Here is an 11,800-nt window from a genome sequence, read left to right as displayed (position 1 = left end):
GGGGGCCGCGGGCCGGGGGGGGGGGGGGGGGGGGGGGCCCGGGGGGGCCCGGGGGGGGGCGCCCCCCCCCCCGGGTGGGGGGGGGGGGGGCCCCGCCCCCGCCCCCCCGGGGGCCGCCCCACCGCTCTCTCAGCGCCGTCCGCCGCGGCGGCGCAGCTCCTTCAGCTGCCGCCCGAAGCAGTTGAGCCGCGCGTCCATGCGCACGACGTCCTGCTGGACGTCCGTCAGCCGCAGACTCATCGCCCCGATCACCTGGTGGGTCACCTCCACCCTCCGGTCCAGGCTGTCCAGCCGCTCCGACATCCGCAGCAGCACGGGCCCGAGTTCCTGGAGCGCGCTGCCGACCCCGCTGAGGCAGCTCTCGATGCGGGTGACGCGCCGGTCGAGGGAGGCGTACTGGGTGCGCAGCTCCCCCTCGGCGTCCAGGAGGTAGGTCCGCACGCACCGGGCGACGTCGCTGTCGCGAAGAAGCATGGCGACATTGAGGACGGTGCGGCGGGTGTAGAGACGCAGCTGCGTGGCCGCCTGTGGATAACTTTCCTGCCCGCCTCCCCATAGGGACTGCATGTCCCTTTGAAAGACCCGCAGCTCAGATCCGCGCAGGACCGTGAGGCCGCTCTCCTCCATCTCCGCTCGATGCCGGAAGGTCACCTTCTTGATGACCTCTGTGGACACTTCGAAGTAACGAGCCACATCCTCTGTGCGAACGTGAATTCCGTCCGGGAGCAGGGCCAGGCTCTTCACCTTGTCGAGGACGTCGACGCGCCCCAGCTGCTCGTCGCGCAGCGCGCGCGATTCGAGCAGGGCGACTTCCGTGGGCATGGGTGTGCCTTTCGTACGAGGGAATGACGAGGACGGCCCACACCCCGGGCTTCAGGGGTGGAGGACGCTCACGGTTGCCACTCACTCGATGACCGGTCCGGTGGGCTGGGCCTCACCCGGTGCCGGCATTCCCCAGTTTCACGATCGCTACGACGCCACGGATTCCAGTTGCCTCCACGCACCCTGCCCAACGACCCGATAAACGTACGGTTACGCACACGCCTGTCCGCTCATACGACGACCTCCGCCCCTGTTCTGAGGGGCGGAGGTCGTCACAGCGCGGAGGTCGTCACAGCGCCGACGGGGCGCACCGGACGGCTCAGGCCGGGCTCACTCCTCCCCGGCCAGCTTCAGCGCGCGCAGCTTCTGGCCCGCGTACCAGGTGGCGGCGACCGTGACCAGGGCCAGCAGGACCGTGGCGAGCGGCAGACCGACGTCCGAGGTCACCGCCCCGTCACCCGCGACCTTCTGGGCCACCGCGAGGGACCACTGCTGGACGCTGAGCGTCCGCGCACCGGGCACCAGGCTGCCGAAGAGGGCCTCCCAGACCAGGGCGTAGACGAGGCCGAGCACCACCGCGTGCCGGCTGACCGTGCCGAGCAGCAGGAACAGGGCGCTGTAGGCGATCGAGGCGACCAGTGCCGCGATCGTGAAGGCGACGGCGATCTGCTGGCCGTTGCCGTTGAGGATCAGGCCCGCGATCAGCGTGGGCAGGGCGGAGAACACCATGGTGACCGCGATGGCCACGATGAGCTTGGTGAAGATGATCGTGGGCCGCTTCACCGGCTTGGCCAGGAGATAGACGATCGAGCCGTCGTCGATCTCCGGACCGATCGCACCGGTGCCCGCGATGACGCCGATCAGCGGCACCATGGTGGCGATGGCGAACCCGCCGAGGACGTTGGCGGCGACCTGGTCGTCGGCCCCGGCGAACATGCGTACCGCCACCGCGATGACCAGCAGCAGGGCGGGCAGGACGAACAGGATGGCGGCCCGGCGCCGGCCGAGCAGGGCCCGGTAGGTGAGCCGGGCGACTGTGGGGTCGTACATGACGGTGCACAGCTCCTTTCAGGCCACTACTCAGGCCGCTACGAGGTAGGAAAAGACCGATTCGAGGGACTCGTCGGACGGTGAGACGGTGAGCAGCCGGATGCCCTGCTCCCGGGCCACCCTGGGCAGCAGTTCGGTGAAACGGCCGAAGTCGACGGCCTGGATGCGCAGGGCCTTCTCGGTCAGGTCGACCTCGATGCCCGCGGTGGACGGATCGGCGATGAGCGCGGCCGCGAGGGTCCGGTCGTCGCTGGAGCGGACGAGATAGCGGTGCGGCCGGTCCTTCATCAGGCGGCGGATCCTGCGGAAGTCGCCGGACGCGGCGTGGCGGCCCGCCACGATCACCTCGATGTGCGAGGCGAGCTGCTCGACCTCTTCGAGGATGTGGGACGAGAACAGGACCGTGCGGCCCTCGGCCCCCATCCGCCGCAGCAGCTCCATCAGCTGCATCCGCTGGCGCGGGTCCATCCCGTTGAACGGCTCGTCCAGGAGCAGCACGGACGGCTCGTGGACCAGCGCGGACGCCATCTTCACGCGCTGGCGCATGCCCTTGCTGTACGTGGAGATCTTGCGGTCCTGGGCGTACTCCATCTGGACCGTGGCGAGCGCCTTCCGCGCCTCCTCGGCGCCCAGGCCCTGGAGCTCGGCGTTGGCGACGACGAACTCCCGGCCGGTCAGGAAGTCGTACATCCCTTCGCGCTCCGGGACGATGCCGATCTCCTTGTAGACGCTCTCGTTGCGCCAGATCTGCTGTCCGTCGAGCGTGACCTTGCCCGTCGAGGGGGCGAGGAATCCGCCCATCATGTTGATGAGGGTGGACTTCCCGGCGCCGTTCGGGCCAAGGAGCCCGGTGACGCCGGGGCCCACCGTCATGGAGACGTCGTTGACGGCGACCACGTTGCCGAACCAGCGCGAGGTGTGGTCGATCTCGATGGTGGTCACAGCCCGACCCTCCGGTAGCGGCGCATCAGGACGGCGTACGAGCCGGCGACGAGCGCGAGAACAACGATCAGGTAGACCACGCCCGTACCGGCCCCCGGTCCTTCCCCTCCGGGGAAGGAGGAGGTCGCGCCGAGGAACGCGGTCTGGATGCCGTCGATCAGCGTGATCGGCGAGAAGAGGCCGAGCCACTGGACGGCGCCGGGGGAGCCGGTCTCCCAGGCGATGGCCTGGATCGTGGAGACGGCGCCGTAGGTGATGGTCAGCAGGGCGATCACCGCGGCGACGCCGAAGCCGCGGCGCGGCGTGAGGGCGGCCATCACGAGGCCGAGCCCGGCGAACAGGACGGACAGCAGCGCCACCGACACCAGCCCCTGGGCGAACCATGTCGTCTGGTCGACGAAGTCGAACTTCGCGAGGAGGGCGCCCACGTAGAGGATGAGCAGCGGGGCCCCGGTCAGGATGAACAGCGCCGAAGCGGTCGCGGTGAACTTCGCCAAGACGTAGTCGGCGCGTTCGATCGGGCGGGAGAAGTACAGCGGGACGCTCTTGAAACGGAGGTCCCGGGAGACGGCCTGCGGTGCCTGCGCGGCGATGAACAGGCCGATGACGGCCTGGAGATAGATCGCGTACGCGGTGTACTTGACGACCAGTCTGGTGGAGTCGGGCGTGGCCATGGAAACGGCCACGAGGATCGCGGCGACCAGGGCCATCACCCCGAAGAGCAGCATCGGCAGCACCTTGGACTTGGCGGAACGCCCCAGTCCGTAGGAGCCCCGCAGGGTCTGCGAGAACAGCGAGCGGCGGGCGTAGGCCCGCCCCAGGCGCGGTCCGTCGTAGGAGCGGTAGCCGATGTTGTGGATCCGGGAGGCGTCGCGCCCGGTCGCGGCCCCGGTCTCGGTGCTCGTCACGACCGCTCCCCTTCCTGCTGTACGGCGCCGACGGCCGCCCCGGCCGGGGCGGGGGTGGCGTGCGCCGCGCCCTGTGCGGTACGGAACACCTCGGCGATCTGGTGGCGGCGCTGCTCCATGCGGACCAAGCCGAGACCGAGTCCGGCGACGCTGTCGCGGACCAGGTCGTAGGTCTCCTCGCCGACCGCTTCGATCAGCAGGATGTGGCCCGCGCCCGGCAGCCCCTCCGTGTCGATCCCGTCGTGGCCGACGAGGGTGACTCCGGCGCCGGTGAGGACCTTGCGCAGCGCACCGGTGCCGTCGGGGTGGGCGTCGCTGTCGGTGACCTCGACCGCGAGGGTCGCGGTGGTCTGGGTGAAGTCGCTGGTGGAGCTGGAGCGCAGGAGCGTTCCGCCGTCGATGACGACGACGTGGTCGCAGGTGCGTTCCAGTTCGCCCAGGAGGTGCGAGGTCACCAGGACGGAGATGCCGAAGTCGGTGTGGATACGGCGGATCAGGCCGAGCATCTCGTCGCGGCCGACCGGGTCGAGGCCGTTGGTCGGCTCGTCGAGGAGGACGAGCTGGGGGTCGTGGACCAGTGCCTGGGCCAGTTTCACCCGCTGCTTCATCCCGGTCGAGTAGCCGCCGATGGGGCGGTAGCGCTCTTCGTAGAGGCCGACGTGGCGCAGGGTGTCGGCGGTGCGCTCGCGGGCCGCCGTGGGCGGCAGCCCCGACATGCGAGCCATGTGCACGACAAATTCGGTCGCCGAGACGTCGGGCGGCAGACAGTCGTGCTCGGGCATGTATCCCACCCGTTCCCGGATGGCGGCGCCGCTGGTGGCGACGTCGAGCCCGAGCACTGCGGCCCGGCCTTCGGTGGCGGGGGCAAGACCCAGCAGGATCTTGATCAGTGTGGACTTGCCGGCGCCGTTGGAACCCACCAGACCGGTCACACCCGGTCCGATGTCCAACGTGAGCCGGTCAAGCGCGGTCACCCGGGGGAACCGCATGCTCAGGGCTTCGGTCGCGATCACAGTCACGACGACGACGTTAGTGGCGCGGCCCACAGGGGTCGTCAGCCCTGGCGGCTGGATCGGCGTCAGCCTCCAGGCGTACGTCCCCGTAGGGGGACCCCATGGGGACGGACGCCCGGACCGTCGGGAGCGGGTTGTCCACAGGGTCCGCACACCCCTTGACGCAGCCGCCGGACATTGTCACATTCATCAGTGTCACGTTACGGGCACGTACCGCACACGGCAGGGGACGGACGGTGGCAATGACCGGCATGACCACGGCAGTGCGGGGCGACATCGCCCCGGAGCTGCGGGGGTTCAGGGAAGTGCAGCGCCTGGCCTACGCCTGCGCGGAGGCGGTCGCCGCCCAGCTCAGATCCGGGGTGACGGAGCGCGAGGCGGCGCGGATGCAGCGGGTGTGGCTGCGCGAACGCGGGGTGCGGGACTGGTTCCACCTCCCGTTCGCCTGGTTCGGCGACCGCACGGCGTTCGCCGGGTTCAGGGTGCCGTTGCAGTTCTTCCCGACCGACCGGAAGCTGGAGCCGGGGATGCCGTTCATCCTCGACCTGGCCCCGATCCACCGGGGGTTCACCGCCGACGTCGGATATTCGGGGTGCCTCGGCCTCAATCCGCTGCACGACAGGCTGCTGGCCGACCTGGAGGCGCACCGCGAGCTGATCCTGCGGGAGGTGCGCGAACGGCGGCCGCTGCGCGAGATCTACGAGGACGTGGAAGGCCTCATGGCCGCCCAGGGCTACGCCAACCGGCACCGGGCCTACCCCTTCGGCGTCATCGCGCACAAGGTGGACCGCGTCCCCGAACGCCGGTGGTCCCCGCAGGTGTTCGGGTTCGGCACGCAGTCCCTGAAGGGTCTGGTCAGCGACGCGGTGCACGGTCACCGGGACGGCTGGTCCCCGCTGTGGAGCCCCTACCGCTTCTCCGACCACCCGCCGCGGCCGGGGCTGTGGGCGGTCGAACCACACCTCGGATTCCGGGGCACGGGCGCGAAGTTCGAGGAGATCCTGGTCGTCACCGACTCCAGGGACCCCGAGCAGAGCGCCTTCTGGCTGGACGACGATCTGCCGCACGTGCGGCGCTGGGCCGAGGAGAGGGTGGCGGCGTGAATCTGTCCCAGGCGCGTGAGCGACGCGTGCGCACCGGTGGTGTCGAGCTGTGCGTGGCCGAGCTGGGCGACGCGTCCCGGCCCACCGTGGTGCTGGTCCACGGCTATCCGGACAGCAAGGAGGTCTGGTCGGACGTCGCCGTGCGGCTGGCCGAGCAGTGGCACGTCGTGCTGTACGACGTGCGGGGCCACGGCCGTTCCACCGCCCCCGAGCCACTGCGCGGCGGCTTCACCCTGGAGAAGCTCACCGACGACTTCCTGGCCGTGGTCGACGCGGTCAGCCCGGACCGGCCGGTGCACGTCGTCGGACACGACTGGGGCTCGGTGCAGGCCTGGGAGTTCGTCACGGTCGGCCGGACCGAGGGCAGGATCGCCTCCTTCACCTCGATGTCCGGGCCCTCCCTGGATCACTTCGGGCACTGGATCAAGCGGCGGATGACCCGGCCCACCCCCCGGCGGGTGGGTCAACTACTGGGCCAGGGAGCCAAGTCCTGGTACGTCTACCTGCTGCACACCCCGGTCCTGCCCGAGCTGGCCTGGCGCGGGCCGCTCGGCAAGCGGTGGCCGCGCATCCTGGAGCGACTGGAGAAGCTCCCTGCGGGCGACTACCCCACCGCCTCCCTCGGCGAGGACGCCGCGCACGGCGCCTGGCTCTACCGGGACAACGTCCGCGCCCGGCTGGGCAGGCCGCGCGCGGACGCCTACGCCCACGCTCCGGTCCAGCTGATCACCCCGACCGAGGACTCCTTCCTCTCCGAGCGGCTCTACGACCGCCTGGAGGACTGGGTGCCCTCGCTGACCCGCCGGTCGCTGCCCGCGGGACACTGGGTGCCCCGCACCCGTCCGGACCAACTTGCCTCGTGGATCGGTGAGTTCGCCACCGCGAACGAGTCCGCCGGGCAGGAGGGGCTGCCCGGTCCCCAGGCGGTGCCGAAGGGACCCTACGCGGAGCGGTTCAGCGGCCAGCTGGTCCTGGTCACGGGCGCGGCCTCCGGGATCGGCCGGGCCACGGCGTTCGCGTTCGCCGAGGCGGGGGCCCGGGTGGTGGCGGTGGACCGCGACGCGGAGGGCGCCGCGCGCACGGCGGAGCTGGCCCGGCTGGTGGGGGCTCCGGCGGCGTGGGGCGAGGCGGTGGACGTCGGCGACGAGGCGGCGATGGAGAAGCTGGGCGAGCGGGTGGCCGCCGAGTACGGCGTCGTCGACGTCCTGGTCAACAACGCCGGGATCGGGCTTTCCGGTCCCTTCCTGGAGACCACCGGCGAGGAGTGGAGGAAGGTCCTCGACGTCAATCTGTGGGGGGTGATCAACGGCTGCCGTATCTTCGGCGGGCAGATGGCGGCCCGCGGCCAGGGCGGCCACATCGTCAACACCGCCTCCGCCGCCGCCTTCCAGCCCTCCCGCGCCCTGCCCGCCTACAGCACGTCGAAGGCGGCCGTGCTGATGCTCAGCGAGTGCCTGCGGGCCGAGCTGGCGGAGAAATCGATCGGGGTGAGCGCGATATGCCCCGGCATCGTCCACACCAACATCACCACCACCACACGCTTCGCCGGGGCGGACACAGCGGAGCAGGAGCGGCTGCGGGAGCGGACGAGCCGCATCTACGGGCGGCGCAACTACCCCCCGGAAAAGGTCGCCGACGCGATCCTGCGGGCCGTCGTGCGCAACGAGGCCGTGGTACCGGTGACTCCGGAGGCACACGGCGCGCGGCTGCTGTCCCGGATGAGCCCGGGAGCGCTGCGCTCCATCGCCCGGCTGAAGCCCCCGCTGTGACCGGGGCGAGGGGCGGGTCGGCGGGCGACGGGACAGCCGGGAGCGGGAAGGGCGCTACGGGCATGGCGGGCAAGCCGGCGGGCGGCGGGACAGCCGGGACGGCGAGAGACGCGACGGGCGGGACGGCGGGCGGCGCCGAGTACCGCATCGAGGATCTGGCGCACGCCAGCGGTGCCACGGTGCGCACGATCCGCGGCTACCAGGACCGGGGCCTGCTCCCGACACCCGAGCGGCGCGGCCGGGCCAATGTGTACCGGCAGACGCATCTGACCCGGCTGCGGCAGATCGCGGACCTGCTGGACCGCGGCTACACCCTGGCCAGCATCAAGGAGCTGCTGGAGGCCTGGGACGCCGGGCGGGGTCTCGGCGGCGTGCTCGGCCTGGTCGCCGAGGTGCACGGCCCCTGGACCGACGAGGAGGCCGCCCGGATCACCCGGCGGGAGCTGGACACCCGGTTCGGCGGCTCGCAGGACGACGAGGCCGTCGCGGAGGCGGTGGAGCTCGGAGTGCTGGAGCGTGTCCCCGGCCGGGACGACGAGTTCCTGGTTCCGAGTCCTCAAGAGCTGTCGGTAGCCGCAGAGTTGTGTGCGGCGGGTGTCCCGCTCCCGGCGATCTCCGCCCACCTCAGGGAACTTCGCGGCCAGGTGGAGCACATCGCTTCCCGTTTCCTGGAGTTCACCACCGAGCACGTCTTCGCCCGCTATCTGGAGCATCGGCCGCCGACGGACTCCGACGCGGCCGAGGCGGCGTCCCTGGTGCGCCGCCTCCGGCCGCTCGCCCAGCAGACCGTGGACGCGGAACTCGCGCGCGCGATGCGGACGTTCGCCACCCGGCACCTTCACCACCACCTCGGGTCCGGTGAAGCGGAGCTGGACGAGACCGGTCCCCGTCCGGTGCCGCTTCCGGCGCGGACAATCCGGGCCGTGCGGGAGTTGGTTGGCGAGGAGAACGTCGCGGCCTTCGTCTCCGCAGCCGCCGAACGGGAGGTTCAGACAAGGACCTTGGACCGACTCACCCCATCTATCCTCAAGAGAAACAAAACTGACGAAAGCACCTAAATCACCTTGCAGTTGTCCACAGAAACATCAAATAGCCTGTGGATAAACCGAGTTGGCTGTGGAGCAAACCTGGCAACGAAGAAAGTCGAGGAACACCCGGAGAAATCCTGGGTGAGCGGACCCGAAATCGGGGTGCGGCGACGGGCCCACCCCGGCACTCTGACGCGATGGACGAACGACGCACCGTCAAGGTGTCCAGGTACCTCTCGAAACACCTGCGGCACCAGCCGGACCGTATCGGCGTCACCCTCGACGCCCACGGCTGGGCCGACGTCGACGAGCTGCTGCGCGCGGCGGCGGCACACGGCTTCGCGATCACCCGCGCCGAGCTGGACCATGCCGTCGCCGTCAACGACAAACGGCGCTTCACCATCGAGGCCGATCGCATACGCGCCAACCAGGGCCACACCGTCGCCGTCGACCTGGCCCTGCCTCCCGTCCAGCCACCGGCGTACCTCTACCACGGCACGGTCGCCCGGGTGATGGAGGCGATCCGGGCCGAGGGACTGCGCCCCATGGCCCGCCATCACGTCCACCTGTCCCCCGACCGGGAGACGGCCACCCGGGTGGGCGCGCGCCGGGGCCGCCCGGTCGTCCTGGCCGTGGACGCGGGGGCCATGCACCGCGAGGGGCACGTCTTCCGGGTCAGCGCCAACGGGGTCTGGCTCGCCGAGTCCGTGCCACCGCGCTTCCTGCGGCTGCCGGGCTGAGGTGTGGCCGAGGGGCCCGCCGCTGAACCGGGCGCGCTCCTCGGACTCACGCCGGTCGCGTCGGACTCACGCCAGTTGCGCGGGCGCCTCGGTGACGATCCGCTCGAAGACCTCCGGGTCGACGTCGAAGACCGAGTCCGGGATCGGGGCGTGCAGCACCAGTTCGGTGAAGCCCAGCTCCGCGTGGCGCCCCGCGAAGTCGACGAAGGCGTCCACGCACTCCAGCGGCGCGTTCCGGTCGGGGGTGAAGCCGGTGAGCAGAATCCGGTCCAGGCCGGTGGCGTCCCGGCCGGCCTCCGCACACGCGGCCGCGAGCTTCTCGCTCTGCGCGCGCAGGGCGGCACGTGACTGTTCCGGGGTGCCGTCCTCGTACAGCTTGGGGTCGCCGGTGGTGACCCAGGCCTGCCCGTACCGGGCGGCGAGCTTCAGCCCCCGGGGCCCGGTCGCGGCCACCGCGAAGGGCAGCCGGGGCCGCTGTACGCACCCGGGGATGTTGCGGGCCTCGTCCGCGGAGTAGTGGGCGCCCCGCTGGGTCACCGCGTCCTCGGTGAGCAGCCGGTCCAGCAACGGGACGAACTCGGCCAGCCGGTCGGCCCGTTCGCGCGGGGTCCAGGCCTCCTGCCCCAGCGCGGTGGCGTCGAACCCGTTGCCTCCGGCACCGATGCCCAGGGTGATCCGCCCGCCCGAGATGTCGTCCAGGGAGATCAGCTCCTTGGCCAGCGTCACCGGGTGGCGGAAGTTCGGCGAGGTGACCAGGGTGCCGAGGCGGAGCCGCGCGGTGGCCGTCGCGGCGGCGGTGAGCGTGGGGAGCGCACCGAACCAGGGGCCGTCCCGGAAGGTCCGCCAGGACAGGTGGTCATAGGTGTAGGCGGTGTGGAAGCCCAGCTCCTCGGCGCGCTGCCAGCGGTCGCGACCGCCCTCGCTCCAGCGGTGGACGGGAAGGATCACGGTGCTCAGGCGCAGGCTCATGCCCCGAGCCTACGATCACCGGCGCGCCCCGGCCGCCGCGAGGTGACCACCCCGCACCGTCCCAGGACCGGTAGGAGCCGCCTCCGTGCCCGCGCGGCAGCCGGTCCACCCCTGACCTGGGACGACAGGGAGAGCCTGGCGTCTCCGCGCCCGCGCGGCACCCGGTCCGCACCGTCTCTCCACCGCACCGGCCCGGGACCGTGGGTCCCCACAGCGCGGCGCACGTCAGCCCGATGTCCGGCCCGTGCCCGCCCCACTCTCCCCGCGGCTTCCCGCCCTGCGCCCCGCCCTCCACCCGCCCGATGACTCTTGGCATATGCCCGGGGAACATTGCGCAGTTCAGGGAGGTACGTACTCACCTGTGCGGCCCTCCGCACGCCCGTGCGGCCTCGTGGGCGAGAATGGCCCGGTGACCTCAGCGACCGATACGCCCCTCCCCGCCGTGACCCGGCTGATCGCCACCGACCTCGACGGCACGCTGCTCCGCGACGACAAGACCCTGTCCGCGCGCACGGTCGCGGCCCTCGCCGCGGCCGAGGAGGCCGGGATCGAGGTCTTCTTCGTCACCGGTCGGCCCGCCCGCTGGATGGACGTCGTCCGGGACCACGTCCACAGCCACGGGACGGCGATCTGCGCCAACGGCGCGGTCGTCACCGATCTGCGGACGGACGGCGAACTGCTCTCCGTGCGGCCACTGGAGCGCGACGCCGCCCTGCATGTCGTTCACACCCTGCGCGCGGCGGCCCCCGGCACCTCCTTCGCCGTCGAGATGACCACCGGCATCAACTACGAACCGTCCTACCCGCCCTTCCACCTGGACCCGGGCGCCACGGTGGCCGTCGCCGAGAAGCTGCTCCACGAGGACGTCCCGGGCTCCGGCGCGCCCGTGATCAAGCTGCTCGCCCACCACTCCGAGCTGGCCCCCGACGCCTTTCTCGCGCTGGCCCGTACGGCGGCGGGCGACCGGGCCGCCTTCACCCGCTCCAGCCCCTCCGCGCTGCTCGAGGTCAGCGGCCTCGGGATCTCCAAGGCGACCACGCTCGCCATCTGCTGTGCGGAGCGGGGCATCTCGGCCGACGAGGTGGTCGCCTTCGGTGACATGCCCAACGACATCGAGATGCTGAGCTGGGCCGGTACCTCGTACGCCATGGGCAACGCGCACCCGGACGCGGTGGCCGCCGCCACGGGCCGGACGGCGACCAACGAGGAGGACGGGGTGGCGGTGGTCATCGAGCGCATCCTGGCCGCCCGCGCACAGAACTGCTGAAACCTTTCGGCACCCCCTGGTTCCCGCGTACACCGACCCGCAGACCGTCGGCACATCGCGGGCAGCCCGCTGCGCCACCCCCGGGCCACACCCGTGCGCCGAACCGCCGCCCCGGGGCCACACCCGTCCGCCGCCCCGCCGCCCCGCCGCCCCCTCCGGCATGCCCGGCTCTCAGCAGCCCGCGCCCTG

Annotated in this window: 11 protein-coding genes; 5 read left to right on the top strand and 6 right to left on the bottom strand. The window is 71.6% G+C overall.

Features of this window, described 5'->3' with window-relative positions; translation table 11 throughout:
- Positions 1-129: 129 nt before the first annotated feature.
- The 5 genes from ACIRRU_RS29805 to ACIRRU_RS29785 form a co-directional block, all read right to left on the bottom strand.
- Positions 130-822 carry a hypothetical protein gene (locus ACIRRU_RS29805; RefSeq protein ID WP_403685532.1) on the bottom strand — a complete coding sequence of 231 codons (693 nt, stop codon included), beginning with the start codon at positions 820-822 and terminating at the stop codon, positions 130-132.
- 330 nt (positions 823-1,152) lie between these two features.
- On the bottom strand, positions 1,153-1,872 hold the full coding sequence (locus ACIRRU_RS29800) for an ABC transporter permease (protein WP_403685530.1): 720 nt from the start codon (positions 1,870-1,872) through the stop codon (positions 1,153-1,155).
- Between the two features lie 30 nt (positions 1,873-1,902).
- Positions 1,903-2,814 (bottom strand): ABC transporter ATP-binding protein, encoded by a 912-nt coding sequence (locus ACIRRU_RS29795; RefSeq protein WP_363203531.1) that lies wholly within the window; start codon positions 2,812-2,814, stop codon positions 1,903-1,905.
- Positions 2,811-3,722, bottom strand: coding sequence for an ABC transporter permease (locus ACIRRU_RS29790; protein ID WP_363203530.1), 912 nt, complete (start codon positions 3,720-3,722; stop codon positions 2,811-2,813). The genes ACIRRU_RS29795 and ACIRRU_RS29790 overlap by 4 nt, the downstream gene beginning before the upstream one ends.
- Positions 3,719-4,735 carry an ABC transporter ATP-binding protein gene (locus ACIRRU_RS29785; RefSeq protein ID WP_403685535.1) on the bottom strand — a complete coding sequence of 339 codons (1,017 nt, stop codon included), beginning with the start codon at positions 4,733-4,735 and terminating at the stop codon, positions 3,719-3,721. The genes ACIRRU_RS29790 and ACIRRU_RS29785 overlap by 4 nt, the downstream gene beginning before the upstream one ends.
- Positions 4,736-4,986: 251 nt before the next feature.
- Between ACIRRU_RS29785 and ACIRRU_RS29780 the strand changes: the two genes are divergently transcribed.
- The 4 genes from ACIRRU_RS29780 to ACIRRU_RS29765 all read left to right on the top strand — a co-directional run bounded on the left by ACIRRU_RS29780 (position 4,987) and on the right by ACIRRU_RS29765 (position 9,375).
- A complete protein-coding gene (locus ACIRRU_RS29780; RefSeq protein ID WP_403685527.1) occupies positions 4,987-5,838 on the top strand; it encodes a M24 family metallopeptidase in 852 nt (283 codons plus the stop codon).
- Complete coding sequence (locus tag ACIRRU_RS29775; protein WP_403685525.1) at positions 5,835-7,607, top strand: SDR family oxidoreductase; 1,773 nt, start codon at positions 5,835-5,837, stop codon at positions 7,605-7,607. Before ACIRRU_RS29780 ends, ACIRRU_RS29775 begins: the two co-directional genes overlap by 4 nt.
- Before the next feature lie 62 nt (positions 7,608-7,669).
- On the top strand, positions 7,670-8,665 hold the full coding sequence (locus ACIRRU_RS29770) for a MerR family transcriptional regulator (RefSeq protein WP_403685524.1): 996 nt from the start codon (positions 7,670-7,672) through the stop codon (positions 8,663-8,665).
- Between the two features lie 167 nt (positions 8,666-8,832).
- Entirely contained in the window at positions 8,833-9,375 is a 543-nt protein-coding gene (locus ACIRRU_RS29765; RefSeq protein WP_403685522.1) for an RNA 2'-phosphotransferase, read from the top strand.
- A 66-nt stretch (positions 9,376-9,441) separates the two neighbouring features.
- Here the strand turns inward: ACIRRU_RS29765 and ACIRRU_RS29760 are convergent, their stop codons facing one another.
- Complete coding sequence (locus tag ACIRRU_RS29760; RefSeq protein ID WP_403685521.1) at positions 9,442-10,344, bottom strand: LLM class flavin-dependent oxidoreductase; 903 nt, start codon at positions 10,342-10,344, stop codon at positions 9,442-9,444.
- A 409-nt stretch (positions 10,345-10,753) separates the two neighbouring features.
- Between ACIRRU_RS29760 and ACIRRU_RS29755 the strand changes: the two genes are divergently transcribed.
- Positions 10,754-11,611: a Cof-type HAD-IIB family hydrolase gene (locus ACIRRU_RS29755; protein WP_403685520.1), complete on the top strand. Its 858-nt coding sequence runs from the start codon at positions 10,754-10,756 to the stop codon at positions 11,609-11,611.
- Positions 11,612-11,800 lie beyond the last annotated feature (189 nt).

Source organism: Streptomyces sp. NPDC101181 (assembly GCF_044767975.1).
Classification (GTDB): domain Bacteria; phylum Actinomycetota; class Actinomycetes; order Streptomycetales; family Streptomycetaceae; genus Streptomyces.
This window is presented reverse-complemented; position numbering and strand designations above follow the sequence as displayed.

Coding starts and splice junctions, on each gene's coding strand:
- ACIRRU_RS29770 (WP_403685524.1), top strand. CDS start 7,670: ATGGCGGGCAAGCCGGCGGGCGGCGGGACAGCCGGGACGGCGAGAGAC.
- ACIRRU_RS29780 (WP_403685527.1), top strand. CDS start 4,987: ATGACCACGGCAGTGCGGGGCGACATCGCCCCGGAGCTGCGGGGGTTC.
- ACIRRU_RS29805 (WP_403685532.1), bottom strand. CDS start 822: ATGCCCACGGAAGTCGCCCTGCTCGAATCGCGCGCGCTGCGCGACGAG.
- ACIRRU_RS29760 (WP_403685521.1), bottom strand. CDS start 10,344: ATGAGCCTGCGCCTGAGCACCGTGATCCTTCCCGTCCACCGCTGGAGC.
- ACIRRU_RS29800 (WP_403685530.1), bottom strand. CDS start 1,872: ATGTACGACCCCACAGTCGCCCGGCTCACCTACCGGGCCCTGCTCGGC.
- ACIRRU_RS29765 (WP_403685522.1), top strand. CDS start 8,833: ATGGACGAACGACGCACCGTCAAGGTGTCCAGGTACCTCTCGAAACAC.